The sequence below is a fragment of the Pseudomonas sp. IT-P294 genome, from assembly GCF_949767865.1.
Lineage (GTDB): Bacteria > Pseudomonadota > Gammaproteobacteria > Pseudomonadales > Pseudomonadaceae > Aquipseudomonas.
In genome coordinates, this window is record NZ_CATKQW010000011.1 from 969,884 (window position 1) to 988,170 (window position 18,287).

General features: G+C 61.1%; 13 protein-coding genes. All 13 read left to right on the forward strand.

Going from position 1 to position 18,287, the window contains the following annotated elements:
- Window positions 1–426: 426 nt before the first annotated feature.
- The 13 genes from glgA to ACM6I0_RS11795 all read left to right on the forward strand — a co-directional run bounded on the left by glgA (window position 427) and on the right by ACM6I0_RS11795 (window position 18,196).
- Complete coding sequence (glgA, locus tag ACM6I0_RS11735) at window positions 427–2,013, forward strand: glycogen synthase GlgA (protein ID WP_285429873.1); 1,587 nt, start codon at window positions 427–429, stop codon at window positions 2,011–2,013.
- Between the two features lie 15 nt (window positions 2,014–2,028).
- Window positions 2,029–3,825, forward strand: coding sequence for a malto-oligosyltrehalose trehalohydrolase (treZ, locus tag ACM6I0_RS11740; protein ID WP_414922311.1), 1,797 nt, complete (start codon window positions 2,029–2,031; stop codon window positions 3,823–3,825).
- Window positions 3,822–5,900 carry a 4-alpha-glucanotransferase gene (gene malQ / locus ACM6I0_RS11745; RefSeq protein WP_414922312.1) on the forward strand — a complete coding sequence of 693 codons (2,079 nt, stop codon included), beginning with the start codon at window positions 3,822–3,824 and terminating at the stop codon, window positions 5,898–5,900. The genes treZ and malQ overlap by 4 nt, the downstream gene beginning before the upstream one ends.
- Window positions 5,897–8,674: a malto-oligosyltrehalose synthase gene (locus ACM6I0_RS11750; protein WP_414922313.1), complete on the forward strand. Its 2,778-nt coding sequence runs from the start codon at window positions 5,897–5,899 to the stop codon at window positions 8,672–8,674. Before malQ ends, ACM6I0_RS11750 begins: the two co-directional genes overlap by 4 nt.
- A gap of 21 nt (window positions 8,675–8,695) precedes the next feature.
- Window positions 8,696–9,019, forward strand: a complete 324-nt coding sequence (locus tag ACM6I0_RS11755) for a DUF2934 domain-containing protein (protein WP_414922314.1) — start codon at window positions 8,696–8,698, stop codon at window positions 9,017–9,019.
- Between the two features lie 246 nt (window positions 9,020–9,265).
- Entirely contained in the window at window positions 9,266–11,425 is a 2,160-nt protein-coding gene (gene glgX / locus ACM6I0_RS11760; protein ID WP_414922315.1) for a glycogen debranching protein GlgX, read from the forward strand.
- Window position 11,426: 1 nt separating this feature from the next.
- The gene (locus ACM6I0_RS11765) at window positions 11,427–12,416 is read left to right on the forward strand and encodes an acyl-CoA dehydrogenase family protein (RefSeq protein WP_414922547.1); all 990 of its coding nucleotides are present in this window, start codon (window positions 11,427–11,429) and stop codon (window positions 12,414–12,416) included.
- A complete protein-coding gene (locus ACM6I0_RS11770; RefSeq protein WP_414922316.1) occupies window positions 12,413–13,171 on the forward strand; it encodes a PIG-L deacetylase family protein in 759 nt (252 codons plus the stop codon). Before ACM6I0_RS11765 ends, ACM6I0_RS11770 begins: the two co-directional genes overlap by 4 nt.
- Window positions 13,168–13,767, forward strand: coding sequence for an SAM-dependent methyltransferase (locus tag ACM6I0_RS11775; protein WP_414922317.1), 600 nt, complete (start codon window positions 13,168–13,170; stop codon window positions 13,765–13,767). The genes ACM6I0_RS11770 and ACM6I0_RS11775 overlap by 4 nt, the downstream gene beginning before the upstream one ends.
- Window positions 13,764–14,423 carry a glycosyltransferase gene (locus tag ACM6I0_RS11780; RefSeq protein ID WP_414922318.1) on the forward strand — a complete coding sequence of 220 codons (660 nt, stop codon included), beginning with the start codon at window positions 13,764–13,766 and terminating at the stop codon, window positions 14,421–14,423. The genes ACM6I0_RS11775 and ACM6I0_RS11780 overlap by 4 nt, the downstream gene beginning before the upstream one ends.
- A 125-nt stretch (window positions 14,424–14,548) precedes the next feature.
- Complete coding sequence (locus ACM6I0_RS11785; protein ID WP_285429888.1) at window positions 14,549–15,307, forward strand: PIG-L deacetylase family protein; 759 nt, start codon at window positions 14,549–14,551, stop codon at window positions 15,305–15,307.
- Between the two features lie 208 nt (window positions 15,308–15,515).
- Window positions 15,516–16,316: an endonuclease/exonuclease/phosphatase family protein gene (locus ACM6I0_RS11790; protein ID WP_414922319.1), complete on the forward strand. Its 801-nt coding sequence runs from the start codon at window positions 15,516–15,518 to the stop codon at window positions 16,314–16,316.
- 227 nt (window positions 16,317–16,543) lie between these two features.
- Window positions 16,544–18,196: an arylsulfatase gene (locus tag ACM6I0_RS11795; protein WP_414922320.1), complete on the forward strand. Its 1,653-nt coding sequence runs from the start codon at window positions 16,544–16,546 to the stop codon at window positions 18,194–18,196.
- The last annotated feature ends 91 nt before the right edge of the window (window positions 18,197–18,287 follow it).

The window sequence follows — 18,287 nt, forward strand, 5'->3', positions numbered from 1 at the left end:
CCGCCCATTTCGGTGACTCCCCAGTCCCGTTTTGACTCACTATAAAAAATAAACCTGCACTTCGTCGGTGCGTTTCCCCATGAAAGCCGTGTGCCTTTACCCTCTTCCAACCAATTGTCGAACAATTTCACCACATGACCTGCCCCGCTCTAGGATCTGGCCTAGACTCATTTTCGCGAGGTAAAACCGGTCGGTCATCTGGCGGTAAGAAACTCGAAACTTTCGGTCGTGACCATGGGTCAGGTTAAAGGTAGGGCAAAAGCGACTGGTGCATTCCTTGCAACGGCCCCTCCACCCATTTTGCTTCAACGCATTGGGCAGCACTTGCTCACCTATGCGTCGCGCGTTTGCGCCCGGCCACAGGATTAGGCCACGACACCGTTTGTGCCAGACCTAAGAATTAGATCAACAACACGGGAGATTCATATGATTAGTGCGGCTTTAGATATTCAGGGAGAGCGTGCTCATCAGCAGGTCGGCGAATCGAGCGCCGTGGTTGCTCCGAGCGCTCAATCGGTCAGCGTACCAGGGACCAAAACGCTGACACCGGCTGCCAGTCAGAATCCGAATAGAAAGAAAGTGTTATTCGTCACCTCCGAGATTGCCGACCTGGTAAAAACCGGTGGGTTGGGTGACGTGTCCGCCGCATTGCCACGGGCCATGGCTCAACTGCACGATGTGCGGGTGCTGATCCCGGGCTATCCGCAAGTGCTGCACAGCGAGAATCCGATCCACATCATTGGGGAACTGGGTGGGCACGCTGCATTGCCGCCCTGCAAGATCGGCCGCATGGACATGCCGGACGGCCTGGTCATTTACGTGTTGATCTGCCCTGAACTCTACGAGCGCGAAGGTTCGCCTTACGGCGCCAACAACGGCCGCGATTGGCCGGACAACCATATTCGTTTCGCCCGCCTGGGCCTTGCCGCCGCCGATATCGCTGCCAACCTTGCACAAATTCACTGGTGCCCGGACCTGGTGCATGCCCATGACTGGCCTGCCGGTCTCGCCCCTGCTTATATGCACTGGCGTGGACAGCGCACCCCGACGTTATTCACCATCCATAACCTGGCGTACCAAGGCGTCACCAGCCTTGGCTCGTGCCCTGAACTCGGTATTCCCATGCACGCCTTGCAACAGGAAGGCATGGAGTTCTACGGCAAGATGTCGTTCCTCAAGGCCGGCATGGCCTACTCGAGCCACATCACCACGGTCAGTGCCACTTACGCCCAGGAAATCACCACGCCAGCCTTTGGCTGCGGCCTCGACGGTTTTCTGGCCGCCAAGACCCAGCAAGGTTTGCTCAGTGGCATTCCCAACGGCATCGATGAAAGCTGGGACGCCGCCACCGACCCGCACCTGTTCTGCCCGTTCACCATCGGTGATTGGGAAGGCAAAGCCGTCAACGCCGCCCACGTGCGTGACTTGTTCGGTCTGGAAGAGTCCGAAGGCCCGCTGTTTGCCGTGGTGTCGCGCTTGGTCTATCAGAAAGGCCTGGACCTGACCGAAGCGGTCTCCGAATACATCGTCAACAACGGTGGCCAGATCGCGATCATCGGCCGGGGCGAGCCGGAAGAAGAGCAAGCCATGCGTGAGCTGGCCCTGCGCTTCCCGGGGCAGATCGGCGTGCGCATTGGCTTCAATGAAACCGACGCCCGGCGCATGTTCGCCGGCAGCGATTTCCTGTTGATGCCGTCGCGTTACGAGCCTTGCGGCCTGAGCCAGATGTACGCCCAGCGCTTCGGTTCGTTGCCAGTCGCACGCAATACCGGCGGCCTGGCCGACACCATCGAGAACGGCGTGACCGGTTTCCTGTTCGACGAATCCACGGTCGAGAGTTACCAGGAAGCCCTGAGCCGCGCGTTCAAGGTATTTGCATTCCCGGGCCTGCTCAATGCCATGCGTTGCCGCGCCATGGCCGCGCCTTTCAACTGGTGCAAAGCCGTCGAACCCTACGCTGAGCTCTACGAACAACTTGTCGCCAAAGCCCTGGGAAAATCGGGGAAACAGTAAAAGAGGCTTTCAAAGATGCCGTTACGGACCCTTGAGACCTGGCCCCACGGCGCAATTATGCTGGACGCAGAACACACGCGTTTTGCCTTGTGGGCGCCAGATGCGTTTTATGTCAGTGTCGAACTGGAAGATGGACAATCCTTGCCGCTACTGCCTCAGGCCGATGGCTGGTTCGTGATCAACACTCGCTGCCCCGCGGGTACGCGTTACCGTTACAACATTGATGGCGAGCTGGAGGTGCCGGACCCGGCCTCCCGCGCGCAGGCGGGTGATATCGGCGGCCACAGCGTGGTCGTCGATCCCCTCGCCTATCAATGGCAAAACAGTGCCTGGACAGGCCGCCCCTGGAACGAGGCCGTCATCTACGAACTGCACGTCGGCACGCTCGGCGGCTTCAGTGGCGTCGAGGAGCACCTGGCGCGACTGATCGAGATGGGCATCACCGCGATCGAACTGATGCCGCTGGCGCAGTTCCCCGGTGAACGGAACTGGGGTTATGACGGGGTGCTGCCCTATGCGCCCCAGGCCTCCTACGGTTCCCCGGAACAACTCAAGCACTTGATCGACACCGCGCACGGCCTGGGCCTGGCGGTGATTCTCGACGTGGTCTACAACCACTTCGGCCCCGATGGTAATTACCTGCATCACTACGCCAAAGGCTTCTTTCGCGAAGACAAGCACACCCCGTGGGGCGCGGCGATCGACTTCCGACGGCGCGAGGTCCGTGACTTCTTCATCGACAACGCGCTGATGTGGCTGCTGGAGTACCGCTTCGACGGTCTGCGCCTGGACGCCGTGCACGCCATCGAGAGCCCGGACTTTCTCCAGGAACTGGCCCAACGGGTGCGTCAGCAGACCGACCCGGTGCGAAATGTCTGGCTCATGGTCGAGAACGAGCACAACCAGGCCAGCCTGCTGGAGGAAGGGTTCGATGCGCAGTGGAACGACGACGGCCACAATGCCCTGCACGTGCTGCTGACCGGCGAAACCGACGCCTACTACGCCGACTATGCCGAACAACCCACCGAACAACTGGCGCGATGCTTGAGTCAGGGGTTCGTGTTTCAGGGCCACATGACTCGCCACGGCACGCCTAGGGGCGAGCCCAGCGGCCACTTGCCACCCAGCGCGTTCGTGCTGTTTCTGCAAAATCACGACCAGATCGGCAACCGCGCGTTCGGTGAGCGCCTGCATCAGCTGGCCCCGCCTGACGCATTGAAAGCGGCCACCGTGTTGCTGCTGCTGTCGCCGATGATCCCGCTGATGTTCATGGGCGATGAATTCGCCGCCGAGGAGCCGTTCCTGTTCTTCACCAGCCATCACGGTGAACTGGCGGAATTGGTGCGCGAAGGTCGACGCAATGAGTTTGCCGCCTTCAGCGCCTTTGCCGACCCGCACAAGCGCGAGCAGATTCCCGACCCGAACGCGCCCCAGACGTTTGAAGCATCGCGGCCGACGCTGTCGACGAATGAGCAATCGTCGGTGTATGCGCTGTATCGCCGGCTGTTGCACTTGCGCCACCAGCACATCATCCCGCGCCTGCCCGGGGCCCAAGCCCTGGGGGCCGATGTATTGGCCAAAGGCGCGGTCAGCGCACGCTGGCGTCTGGGCGATGGCAGTGAGCTGCGTATTGACCTGAACCTCAGCAACACGCCTGTGGTCCACACCCCACAGGTCAGCGGTGCGTTGCTGTTCGAATACCCGCCGCAGTCTGCCGACCTGTTGGACCAGGGCACGCTTGCCCCGTATTGCGCGCTAGTCAGCCTCACCGCTGCAGCCCCTTTGCTACCCTCTGATGGAGAGCGCCAATGAGCGACGCGCAACTTGAAATACTGGCCGGCCGTGCAGGCCTTGCCGTTGACTGGATCGATGCCAACGGTCGCCCGCAAAAAGTCGCCCCGGCGGTGCTCCGCGCCGTCCTGACCGGCCTCGGCCACCCAGCCAGCAGCGCCCAGGAAATCGACGCCAGCCTGTTGCAACTGCAAGAAGTACAACAGACACGGCACCTGCCGCCGCTGCTTACATCCGATGTCGGTGTCGGCCTCGACCTGGCGCATTACTTCGAGCCCGAAACCCCTTGTGAAGTCCACCTTGAAGACGGCTCCCGGCTGAACCTCAAGCTCGATGCACAAGCAGTACTGCCGGGGCTGATCCCGGTCGGCTATCAGCATGTCAGCATCGATGGACAGTCGTTCACCCTGGCGGTAGCACCCGAGCGCTGCTACAGCGTCGGCGATGCGGTCGACACTCCGATCCCGCGCACATGGGGCCTCAGCGTCCAGCTGTATTCACTGCGTCGTCCCGGTGATGGCGGTTTCGGTGATACCCAGGCACTGGAAGACCTCGCGCGGGTCGCCGGTGAACGAGGCGCCGAAGCCTTGGCGATCAGCCCATTGCACGCCATGTTCGGCAGCGACTCTCACCGTTACAGCCCGTATTCGCCGTCCAGCCGCTTGTTCCTCAACAGCTTGTACGCCGCCCCGGGCGCTATTCTCGGCGAACGCGCATGGCGCGCCGCGATTGATGCCACCGGCCTGGCCGGCGAGCTGCAACAGCTGGAAGAACAGGCGCTGATCAACTGGCCCGTGGCTGCCGCCGCCAAGCACCGCTTGCTGCAAGCCCTGTACGAAGGGTTTGTGCAAGGCGAACACCCGCTGCACGCCGACTTCAGCAGTTTCCGCCACGCCGGCGGTGAAGCCCTGGAAAATCACTGCCGCTTCGAAGCCATTCAGGAAGCGCGCCTGGCCAAGGGCGAAAGCCTCGACTGGCGCGAGTGGCCGGAGCAATGGCGCAACCCGCGTAGCGCCGCCCTCGCCGACTTTGCCGAAGAGAACGCCGGACGCATCGGCTTCTTCGCCTTTTGCCAATGGCTGATCGCCCGCTGCCTGGAGCGCGCGCAAACCGCCTCCCGCGGCGCAGGCATGAGCATTGGGCTGATCGCCGATTTGGCGGTAGGGGCCGATGGCGGTGGCAGTCAGGCCTGGAGTCGCCAGGACGAACTGCTTGCCTCGCTGACGGTCGGTGCGCCGCCCGACATCCTTAATCGCGCTGGCCAGGGCTGGGGCATTTCGGCATTTTCCCCAGAAGGTCTGGTGCGTAACGGCTTTCGCGCATTCATCGAAATGCTGCGCGCCAACTTTGCCCACGCCGGCGGTTTGCGCATCGATCACGTCATGGGCCTGCAACGGCTTTGGGTGATCCCCAACGGCTCACCGCCAGCCGACGGCGCCTACCTTTATTACCCGGTAGACGACCTGCTGCGGTTGCTTGCCCTGGAATCCCATCGCCATCAGGCGATTGTGCTGGGCGAAGACCTCGGGACCGTGGCGGAAGGCCTGCGGGAAAAACTCATTGCCCGTTCGATCCTCGGCATGCGTGTGCTGTTGTTTGAACAGGACAACACGCACTTCAAGCCGATACTGGACTGGCCGGACAATGCCTTGGCGACCACCAGCACCCACGACCTGCCGACGCTCAATGGCTGGTGGCATGGCCGCGACATCGACTGGAACGCCCGACTGGGCCTGGTCGACGCCACGGGTGAAATCGAATGGCGCCAACACCGTGAGCGCGAGCGTGAAGGCCTGCGCCGTGCGTTGAGCGAGGACCCGCAAAACTTTCGCGAAGAATCCCATGAAACCGATCAGGTGCTCGACGCAGCCATCCGTTTCCTCGGTCATACCCGGGCGCCACTGGTCTTGTTGCCGCTGGAAGATGCCTTGGGCGTCGAACAACAGGCCAACCTGCCCGGCACCATCGACACGCATCCCAACTGGTCACGGCGACTGCCCGGTGCCAGCGAGGCGTTGCTGGATGACCCGGACGCCGCCCGGCGCCTGGAATTACTCGCCTGCGCGCGACTTCAGGCCGGCGAGCGTGACCAATGATTCATTCGGACCTCCAACCGCTACGGGCGACCCTGCGGCTGCAATTTCATAAAGGTTTCACACTGGACCAGGCCGTCCCGCTGGTCCCGTACTTTGCCAGCCTGGGCATCAGCCATCTCTACGCCTCGCCGCTGCTCGCGGCCCGTGCCGGTTCCATGCATGGCTACGACGTGGTGGACCCCACCACCGTCAACCCCGAACTGGGCGGCGAAGCAGCGTTGCACCGTCTGGTGGCTGCCTTGCGCGAGCACAAGATGGGGCTGATCCTCGACATCGTCTCCAACCACATGGCCGTCGGCGGCAGTGACAATCCCTGGTGGCTGGACTTGCTGGAATGGGGACGCCTGAGCCCTTACGGCGAGTTCTTCGACATTCAATGGCACTCGCCCGACCCGTTGATGGAAGGCCAGTTGCTGCTGCCCTTCCTCGGCAGCGATTACGGCGTCGCCTTGCAGGACGGCACCCTGCCCTTGCGCTTCGATGCGCAACGCGGTGCCTTTTATGTCGAGCACTACGAGCATCACTTCCCGATCTGTCCGTCCAGTTATGGCGAAATGCTCAAAACCGACGACGAAGCGCTGAAGTTTCTTGCGGACCGCTTCAGTGCCTTGAGCTACCAGACGGACGCTTATGGCCTGGCGATACCGCTGAAAGCCGAATTGCGCGAGCTCGCCAGCAACCCCGCGATCCTCCAGTGCATCCAGGACAATCTCGGCCAATTCGACTCGTTGACACCCGAGGGTTTCCAGCGCCTTCACCACCTGCTTGAACGCCAGAGCTATCGTCTGGCGAGCTGGCGCACGGCCGCCGATGACATCAACTGGCGGCGCTTTTTCGATATCAACGAACTGGGCGGTCTGCGGGTCGAGCGGCCGGCGGTGTTCGAAGCGACGCATGCAAAAATCTTCGAGCTGGTGGCGCAAGGCCTGGTCGACGGTCTGCGCATCGACCACATCGACGGCCTCGCCGATCCGCGCGGCTATTGCCGCAAACTGCGGCGTCGGGTTGATACCCTGTCGCCTGACCGGCACCTGCCGATCTTCGTCGAGAAGATCCTCGGTGAAGGCGAAACCCTGCACCGTGACTGGTCGGTGGACGGCACCACCGGTTATGAATTCATGAACCAGTTGTCGCTGCTGCAGCATGACCCGCAAGGCGCCGAGAACCTGGGCAATCTGTGGAATCTCTACAGTGAACGGCCCGCCGACTTCCGCCAGGAAGCGCAGCTGGCACGCCAGCAAATCCTTAACGGCTCGCTCGCCGGGGATTTCGAAAGCGTTGCCCAGGCGTTGTTGCAAGTGGCCCGCGATGACCTGATGACCCGCGACTTGACCCTCGGTGCGATCCGCCGGGCGTTGCAGGAACTGATCGTGCATTTCCCGGTGTACCGCACCTACATCAGTGCGCGCGGTCGCTCTGGCGAAGACGATGTGTTTTTCCAGCAGGCCATGGAAGGTGCCCGGCAAGCCCTCAGCGAAGCCGATTGGCCGGTGCTTGAATGCCTGGCCAGATGGCTCGGCGGTGAACCGTGGCGCAACCGGCCGATGGGCCGCCCGCGCAAGATGCTCAAGCATGCCTGCGTGCGTTTCCAGCAATTGACCTCACCCGCCGCCGCCAAGGCCGTGGAAGACACCGCGTTCTATCGCTCGGCGGTTCTGCTGTCGCGCAATGACGTGGGCTTCAGCACCGAGCAGTTCAGCGCCCCCGTTGCAGATTTTCATGCTGTCTGTGCCAACCGTCTCGCCGAATTTCCAGACAACCTGCTGGCGACCGCGACCCACGACCACAAGCGCGGCGAAGACACCCGGGCGCGGCTTGCGGTGCTGAGCGAACGCAGCGCCTGGTACGCCGAGCAGGTTCCGCTCTGGCGAACCCTCGCCCGCCCCTTGCGTGACGATGAGCAAATGCCGTCGGCAGGCGATGAGTTGATTCTCTACCAGGCCATCCTCGGCAGTTGGCCGCTGGACCTGCGCGACGACGATCAATCGGCGCTCGAGGACTACGCTCAGCGTGTGTGGCAGTGGCAACAAAAAGCCTTGCGCGAAGCCAAGTTGCAAAGCAGCTGGAGTGCGCCGAACGAGGCTTACGAACAAGCCGCCCAGCAATTTCTGCAACGCCTGTTGGTGCACCCCGATGGTCAACTGCTGCGCGCAGCACTGGGCAAGGCAGCGAAGACCATCGCCGTCCCCGGCGCCCTCAATGGTTTGGCGCAAACCTTGCTGCGAATGACCGTGCCAGGGGTGCCTGACCTGTATCAGGGCAACGAGTACTGGGACTTCTCGCTGGTCGATCCGGACAACCGCCGGCCAGTGGATTACGCCAGCCGCCAACAGGCCATGCAGGCGTCCATGAATCTGCCCGATCTGCTGACCCGCTGGCGTGACGGGCGCATCAAGCAATCCTTGATCGCCCAAACGTTGAACCTGCGAGCCGAACATGCCGAGCTGTTCCAGCGAGGGACGTATCAAGCCCTTGAGGTCGTCGGCAGCCAGGCTCACCGGGTGTTGGCCTTTGCTCGAGAACATGAGGGAAAACGCGCCATCGTGATCGTCCCGATACGTTGCGCCGCGTTGCTGGAAAACAGTGCAGAACCTCAGGTTGAAGCGCTGCGCTGGGGCGATACGCGGGTCAAATTACCGTTCGCCACGTCTGACGAAAATTTGAAGGGACTTTTTTCCAGCACCGCAGTCACACACCACAAGGAGCTGAACATCAGCGCCGCGCTGGGGGATTTCCCGGTCAATCTCTTTATTCAAACGTTTACCCAAGCTTGAGTTCAGTTCAGGAGTATTGCGATGAGTACCGAAGAAAAACGCATTCGCGAATTTGCCTATCAGATTTGGGAGTCGGAAGGAAAACCCGAAGGCCAGGAAGCCCGGCATTGGGAAATGGCTCGCAAGCTGGCTGAAGCAGAAGCCTTGGCGCCGAGCAAGTCGCCGAAGGCCGCTGGCAGCAAAACGGCGGGCACCAAGTCCCCAGCGGCCAAAAGCGCCAATGGCAAGGCCCCTGCGGAACCGAAGGCCAAAGCCAAACCCGCCGCTGCCTCGAAAGTGATTCCGCCGGGCGAAAAAGCTGCTGACAAAAAGCCTAAGACGACGCGTAAACCGCCTGCGGTCTGACGCTCCCCGATACTGAATTGATTGACCTCGTGGCGAGCCCCCTCGCCACAGTGGGCGCACTCGCCCATAAAAAACCGGAACACCCCGTTCCCTGTAGGAGCTGTCGAGTGCAACGAGGCTGCGATCTTTTGATCTTGATCTTTCAAAGCAACATTCAAAGATCGCAGCCTCGTTTCACTCGACAGCTCCTACGGAGGGCCGGTGGACACCACACCGTTTGCGTCACCCCTATTTGCAGGAGCATGTATGTCCAGTCCAAAAAAAGCCGCGCCAGAACCTCACGTCGAGGCCTCGCGAATTCGTGAAGGCCTGCCCTTCCCACTCGGCGCAACCTGGGACGGTCTGGGGGTCAACTTTGCCTTGTTTTCCGCCAACGCGACCAAGGTCGAGCTGTGCATCTTCGACGATGCTGGCGAGGTAGAACTCGAGCGTATTGAACTGCCTGAATACACTGACGAGATCTATCACGGTTACTTGCCCGACGCCCATCCTGGCTTGATCTATGGCTACCGCGTCTATGGTGCCTATGACCCGGCCAACGGTCATCGCTTCAACCACAACAAACTGCTGATCGACCCGTACGCCAAGCAGCTGGTTGGCGAATTGAAATGGTCCGAAGCCTTGTTCGGCTACACCATCGGCCACCCCGACGCCGACCTCAGCTTCGATGAACGCGACAGTGCGCCGTTCGTGCCCAAGTGCAAGGTGATCGACCCGGCTCACACCTGGGGCAATGACCAGCGCGTCAGCGTGCCGTGGGACAAGACGATCATCTATGAGACCCATGTGCGCGGCATCAGCATGCGTCACCCTTCCGTCCCCGAGAACCTGCGTGGCACCTTCGGCGGGCTGATGGTCGATGACGTGCTGGAACACATTCGCAAGCTCGGCGTTTCATCGGTGGAATTGCTGCCAATTCACGCCTTCGTCAACGACCAGCACCTGCTGCACAAAGGCATGACCAATTACTGGGGCTACAACAGCATCGCGTTCTTCGCCCCGGACCCACGCTACCTGGCCAGCGGCAAGATCGCCGAGTTCAAGGAGATGGTCGCGCACCTGCACGAAGCCAATCTGGAAGTGATTCTCGACGTGGTCTACAACCACACCGCCGAGGGCAACGAGCAAGGCCCGACCTTGTCCATGCGCGGCATCGACAACGCCTCGTACTATCGCTTGATGCCGGACGACAAACGCTACTACATCAACGACTCCGGCACCGGCAACACCCTGGACCTGAGCCACCCGTGCGTGTTGCAAATGGTCACCGACTCCCTGCGCTACTGGGCCACGGAAATGCACGTGGACGGTTTCCGCTTCGACCTGGCAACCATCCTCGGCCGTTACCACGAGGGCTTCGACGAACGTCACAGCTTCCTCGTCGCCTGTCGTCAGGACCCGGTCTTGCGTCAGGTGAAAATGATTGCCGAGCCGTGGGATTGCGGTCCCGGCGGTTATCAGGTCGGTGGCTTTCCACCGGGCTGGGTCGAGTGGAACGACAAATTCCGCGACACCGTGCGTGCCTTCTGGAAAGGCGATGAGGGTCAACTGGCCGACTTCGCCAGCCGCATGACCGCCTCCGGCGAAATGTTCAACCAGCGTGGCCGTCGCCCGTATGCATCGATGAACTTCATCACGGCGCACGACGGATTCACCCTCAATGACCTCGTGTCGTACAACGACAAGCACAACGAAGCCAACGACGAAAACAACCAGGACGGCAGCAACAACAACCTGTCCTGGAACCACGGCGTCGAAGGCCCGACCGACGATCCCGAGATCAACGAACTGCGCCAGCGGCAGATGCGCAATTTCTTCGCCACGTTGCTGCTGTCCCAAGGCACGCCAATGCTGGTGGCCGGTGACGAATTTGCCCGGACCCAGGGAGGCAACAACAACGCGTATTGCCAGGACAGTGAAATCGGCTGGGTCAATTGGGACCTGAGCGAAGACGGCAAGGCCTTGCTCAAGTTCGTCAAACGCCTGATCAAGCTGCGCCTGGCGTATCCGATCCTGCGTCGCGGACGCTTCCTGGTGGGCAATTACAACGAGGACATCGGCGTCAAGGACGTCACCTGGCTCGCGCCGGATGGCAGTGAAATGTCCTCCGAACAATGGGAAGAAGCCCACGGCAAATGCCTCGGCATGCTGCTTGACGGTCGCGCCCAGGAAACCGGCATCCGCCGCAAGGGCGGTGATGCCACCCTGTTGCTGGTGGTCAATGCGCACCACGACATCGTCAACTTCACCTTGCCGCAAGTGCCTGATGGCGGTCACTGGACCTGCATGATTGACACCAACCAACCGTCGATTCGCGGCCAGGAACGCTTCGATTTCGGTGCCGAATATTCCGTCACCGGCCGTTCGCTGCTGTTGTTCGAATTGCAGCATGAGGAAGAAGAGTGAAATGGACCTACAGGCGTTTCTCAGTCGCCAGCCACCGGACTACGCCGATACTCGGGCGTTAGGCCGGTGCTTGCGGGCGCTGGTCGAGGCCCGTCTCGATCAGCTCCCGCTGCCGGGTAGCGGCAGGACGCTGGAGCGGTTGCAGCGCCTGGCCGAGGTTGGCGCCCATGATTTGGGGCTGTGCAAATTGTACGAAGGCCATACCGATGCGCTGGCGATCATCCAGCAACTCGGTGGCTCGCCAACGCCGGGCAGCACGTGGGGCATGTGGGCCGCCGAACCGCCGCAAGCAAAGGTTCGGGTCAGCCCTCAGGGCCAGATGGTGGCGCTGAACGGGCGCAAGGCCTGGTGTTCAGGTGCGGCCGTGTTGAGTCATGCGCTGCTCACCGCCTGGGATGAGCAAGATCGCCAGCAATTGGTTGCGGTGGCACTGGATCAACCCGGTGTGACCGTCACCGATGAGGGCTGGCAAGCGGTCGGCATGGGCGCCACCGGCAGCGTCGAGGTGACGTTCGACGGTGCCGAGGCGCAAGCCATCGGCAACCCCGGCGACTACCTGCAACGACCCGGTTTCTGGCACGGCGGCATCGGCATCGCCGCCTGCTGGTACGGTGCGGCACAGAGCCTCGCCGAACGCCTGCGAACGCAATGTGCTCAACATGAAGAACCCCATGCCCTCGCCCACCTAGGTGCAGTCGACAGCGCGCTGCACGCTGCAGCCGAGGTGTTGCGGGTCAGCGCGCTGGCCATCGACGCCGCGCCACTGGACGACGCTGAAATGCTCGCCCGGCGCGTTCGCGCAGTGGTGGAGCACGCGGTCGAACAGGTCATCCAGCACGTCGGTCACGCCTTGGGCGCCGGACCGTATTGCAAGGACCGACAGTTCGCGCGACTGATCGCTGATTTACCGGTGTTCCTGCGTCAAAGCCACGCGGAGAGAGATCTCGCCGCGCTGGGCAAACAGGTCCTCAACGGAACATGGACGTTATGAAAGCAAACCCCATTGTCGGCCAGGGCACGCCCCTGCATTTATGGCAAACCTCCCATCACTTGGCGCAACTGCCGGTGATCGACATTCTCGACCTGGTGCCCGAAGGCGCCCGTGCCGTCATCATCGCTCCGCACCCGGATGACGAAGTGCTCGGCTGCGGTGGATTGCTGCAATTGCTCGCCGCTGCGGGTCGCCCCTTGCAACTGATCTCCGTCACCGATGGCAGCGCCAGTCACCCTGGCTCACAGCGCTGGCCGGTGGAGCGACTGAGCGCGGTCCGGCCGCAGGAATCAGCCGAAGCGTTGCGCCGCCTAGGCCTGCCACTTCACAACCTGAAATGGTTGCGCGCAGGCTTCACTGACAGCCATGTGGCCGACCGCGAAGCCGAGCTGAGCGCGTTCATCGAACGGCATCTGCGGCCCAACGATGTGGTCTTTACCACCTGGCGCGAAGACGGTCATTGTGACCATGAGGCGGTGGGCCGCGCCAGCGCCGCAGCGGCAACGCGCGTCGGTGCGACCCTGCATGAATTGCCCGTGTGGACCTGGCATTGGGCCACCCCCGAAGACAGCTTCGTACCGTGGCAGCGTGCACGCAAAATCCTCCTCGACCCGGCGCTGGTCGCCCGCAAGCGCCACGCCATCCAGGCCTTCGCCAGCCAACTGGAAGGCGACCCGCACATCGGCTTGCCGCCGGTGCTGGCGCCTTTTGTGCTGGAGCGACTGCTGCAACCGTTCGAAGTGGTGTTTCTATGAGCGTCGAGGATCGTTATTTCGACGGTTTGTTTGCCGGCAACGATGATCCGTGGTCATTCCGTCAACGCTGGTATGAACAACGCAAACGCGCCATCACCCTCGCCGCCCTGCCTCGCCCCCGCTACCGCGCGATCTTCGAGCCCGGCTGTGCCAACGCCGAGCTGAGCTTTGAACTGGCCAGTCGCTGCGATCGCTTGTTGTGCTGCGACACGGCCGCGGCGGCCGTAGCGCTCGCCCGTACGCGGCTCGGGCCGTTCGACCACGCAGAGGTTCGCCAAAGCCGATTGCCCGAGGATTGGCCAAACGAAAAATTCGACCTGATCGTGATCAGCGAAATCGGCTATTACCTCGACGCCGGGGACCTGAAAAAGCTGATCGTCCAGGCCGAACAATCATTGACCGCTGACGGCCAGCTCCTGGCCTGCCACTGGCGTCCGCCTATCGACGGCTGCCCGCTCAATGCGCGGCAAGTCCATGACATGCTCCACGAACATCTGCATTTGCCGCGCCTGGTCCTGCACCAGGAAGCGGATTTCCTGCTCGAACTCTGGAGTCGCGAACCTCGTTCTGTGGCGGCGCTGGAGGGCTTGCGATGATTGGCATTCTGATCCCGGCACATAACGAAGAAGATTTGCTCGAAGACTGTCTGCAAGCGGCGCTGCTCGCCGCGCAACACGAACGTCTGGACGGAGAAACCGTCGAGATACTGGTGGTGCTCGACAGTTGCACTGACCGCTCATCCGAGATCGTCCGTGGTTTTCCGGTGCACTGTCTGGCAATCGAGGCGCGCAATGTCGGTCAGGCCCGTGCCGCTGGGGCGCATTTTTTGCTCCAACGTGGTGCGCGCTGGATTTCCTGCTCCGACGCCGACAGCCGTGTCGCCCATGACTGGCTGGTGGCGCAACTGGCGCTGGATGTCGACGCGGTCTGTGGCACGGTGACGGTCGAGGCGTGGCACGAGTCGTTCGATGAGTCGGCACAGATTCGCTATCACCAGCACTATCAGGCCCGCGACGGCCATCGGCACATTCACGGCGCTAACCTGGGCATCAGCGCCGAAGCCTATCAGCGTGCCGGCGGATTCGAGCCGCTGGCGTGCGACGAAGATGTGCAACTGGTGCGACAACTTGAACGCTGCGGCGCCAATATTGCCTGGAGTCACCGCCCGCAAGTGCTCACCAGCGCGCGCCTGGACAGTCGTGCCCGCGGTGGTTTCGGTGATTATTTGCGAGATCTGGTACAAGCCGATTAAAAAAAATCGGCCTCGGATGAAACAGCGAGGCGACGAATAGCGCGACTTGAGCAATACTCACTGCGCGGCAATCCAGGGTATGGAGCGCGGCACATCGTTTTTAAACAGAACAAGGACGTAGCCCGATGAAATCCGTTTCCATCATCGAAAGCAGCCTGCCAGGACAGATCTGGAACAGTGCCCTGCAACTGGACAACATCCCCGTCATCAACACCCAGACCCTGATTCCCGCCGGCGCACGCGCCGTTGTCATCGCGCCGCACCCCGGCGATGAAGTGGTCATGTGCGGCGGCCTGCTACAACTGTTGTCCACCCTTGGACACCCCCTGCAATTGATCTCCATCACCGACGGCAGCGCCAGCCACCCCGGTTCGCAACAATGGTCGGAGAAGCGCCTGAGCGTGTTTCGCGGCCAGGAAAGCGTCGAAGCCTTGCGCCGCCTCGGCTTGCCGATGCACAGCCTGAAATGGATTCGCGGCGGCTTCACCGATAACGCCCTGGCCGAGCGGGAGACTCAACTGACCCAGTTCATCGCCCGTTATCTGCGTCCCGGTGACGCGGTGTTCAGCACCTGGCGCGAAGACGGCACCAGTGACCATGATGCCGTCGGCCGCGCCAGCGCCAATGCGGCAAGCATGGTCGGCGCGACGTTCAACGAAGTACCGGTCTGGGCCTGGCACTGGCCAAGTCGCGATCAAGGACTGATGCCGTGGCACCGGGCCCGCAAAGTGCGCCTCGACACCTGGACCGTCGCGCGCAAAAGCCACGCCACCCATGCCTACGCCAGTCAGCTCGGCGGCGAACCCGCCCTTGGCATTGCGCCGCTGCTGCCCCGGGTGATTCTTGAACGCATGCGCTTGCCTTACGAAATCGTCTTCGTCTGACCCGATTCCCCATTCACCACTGCCCCACTGCCCCACTGTGGGAGCGAGCCTGCTCGCGATGGCGGACTGACAGCCAACAGAGATGTTGAAGCTGACGGCCTCATCACGAGCAGGCTCGCTCCCACATTAGTTCGGGTGTCGCTCAAACTGAACTGCCTGGCGCTGCATCAGTCGCATAGAGATGCAGCCCAGATTCAGAGGAGTGACCGTGACCAGCGATTCCGAGCAGCGCGCCGTCAAATCCGAGTCCTTGAACACGCCCCCGGCGATTCATCGATTGAGGGTGCTGACGGTCAACACCCACAAAGGATTTACCGCCCTCAACCGCCGTTTCATCCTGCCCGAACTGCGTGAAGCCGTGCGCAGTACCTCGGCGGACCTGGTGTTCCTGCAGGAAGTGGTCGGTGAACACGAGCGCCATTCGTCCCGCTACAACGACTGGCCACAGACTTCGCAATACGAGTTCCTGGCCGACAGCATGTGGAGCGATTTCGCCTATGGGCGCAACGCCGTTTACCCCAACGGGCATCACGGCAACGCGTTGCTGTCCAAATACCCGATCCGCGAACATCGCAACCTCGATGTCTCGATCACCGGCCCCGAACGTCGCGGGTTGTTGCACTGCATCCTCGATGTGCCGGGGCACGCCGAAGTGCATGCCATCTGCGTTCATCTGAGCCTGCTGGAAAGCCATCGCCAGTTACAGCTCCAACTGCTCTGCCAACTGCTCGAATCCCTGCCCGACGACGCGCCGGTGATCATTGCCGGCGACTTCAACGACTGGCAGTTGCACGGCAACACCGCCCTCGCCCGTCGCGATTACCTGCACGAAGCGTTCGAACGCCACAATGGTCGACCGGCGAAAACCTATCCGGCGCGGTTCCCCCTGCTGCGCCTGGACCGGATCTACCTGCGCAACGCAAGTAGCCATAATCCGCGCATTCTTGGCAGCAAGCCCTGGACGCATTTGTCGGACCATTTGCCGCTGGCGGTCGAAGTGCACCTCTGAGCATTCGCCGACGAATGGCCGCGTAAAGCGCTAGCTAAGGCCTGTCACTTCAAAAAACCCTACTAGGCTTGCTCATTAGCCTCGAATAGTAGTGGGAATTCTTTGCAGACACTCGCAGCTTTCCAACACTTTTCGGGCTAGAAGTTGGGGGACTCTCAGATTCTTGTCTAGCACTCAGACTGTTATTAAAGAGTGGCAAGGATCAACGTCGAGAAAGGAAACCAGCTATGAAAAGGCTCTCTCACCGAACTCGTTTTTTCGTCGCGTGTTCATTACTGATCGCGCTCAACGGCGTTGCCCACGCGGCACAAACAGAAAAACCCAATATCCTTTTTATCGTCTCCGATGACACCGGCTATGGCGACCTGGGTCCATATGGTGGTGGTGTTGGCCGAGGCATGCCGACGCCGAGCATCGATGAACTGGCCGCTGAAGGCACGACGTTTTACTCGTTTTATGCTCAACCCAGTTGCACACCAGGCCGGGCTGCGATGCAAACCGGGCGCATCCCCAACCGCAGCGGCATGACCACCGTTGCCTTCCAGGGTCAGGGGGGTGGCTTGCCAGCAGCGGAATGGACACTGGCCTCCGTCCTCAAGACCGGAGGTTACGACACCTACTTCACCGGCAAGTGGCACTTGGGTGAAGACGATTACGCACTGCCCAATGCTCAAGGTTACGACGTGATGAAATACGTCGGCCTGTATCACCTGAACGCCTACACCTACGCGGACCCTACTTGGTTTCCGGACATGGACGATGAAACCCGGGCGATGTTCACCAAAGTAACGCGGGGCGCTCTGTCGGCCAAAGCCGGTGAAAAGCCGGTCGAAGAATTTAAGATCAACGGACAGTACGTGGACACGCCGGTGATTGATGGCAAACCCGGTGTGGTCGGTATTCCGTTCTTCGACAACTATGTCGAAAAAGCCACGATGGAGTTTCTCGACACCGCGTCAAAATCCAACAAACCATTTTTTATCAACGTCAACTTCATGAAGGTGCACCAGCCGAACATGCCGGCACCTGAGTTTATTCACAAGTCGATATCCAAGTCCAAATACGCCGACTCCATCGTTGAACTCGATACCCGCATCGGGCGCATCATGGACAAGCTGAAAGCGCTGGGAATGGATAAAAACACCCTGGTGGTCTACACCACCGACAACGGCGCGTGGCAGGACGTTTACCCGGATGCGGGCTACACGCCGTTCCGTGGCACCAAAGGCACCGTGCGTGAAGGTGGCAACCGAGTGCCGGCAATCATGGCCTGGCCAGGCAAAATAAAACCCAACACCAAAAACCACGACATCATTGGCGGTCTCGACCTGATGGCAACATTCGCTTCCGTGGCCGGGATCAAACTGCCGGATAAAGACCGCGAAGGTAAACCCATCATCTTCGACAGTTACGACATGACACCCGTGCTCCTCGGAACCGGCCCGGACCCACGCAAGGAATGGTTCTACTTCACCGAAAACGAGTTATCGCCAGGCGCCGCCCGGGTTGGCAACTACAAGGCGGTTTTCAACCTGCGCGGCGACGATGGTGCCTCGACAGGCGGCCTGGCCGTTGACACCAACCAGGGCTGGAAGGGTCCCACCAAGTACGTGGCCACCGTGCCGCAAGTCTTCGACTTGCTTCAGGACCCGCAGGAACGCTACGACATTTTCATGAACAACTTCACCGAGCATACCTGGACGATGGTTCCTATCAGCACAGCGATTGCGAAGCTGATGAAAACCTATGCTCAGTATCCTCCGCGTAAACTGCAAAGCATGAGCTATGACGGTCCTATCGAATTGTCCAAGTACCAGAAATTCCAGTCGGTGCGCGAAGACCTGGAGAAAGAAGGCATTATCCTTCCAATCCCTAACTAGCAATGCAGCGGCAGCCTTTCGGGGCTGCCGGTTTTTCCTGGATTCAGGGTGCGTTGACCTCCATGCAACCGACCTTCCCTTCGCTATCGCT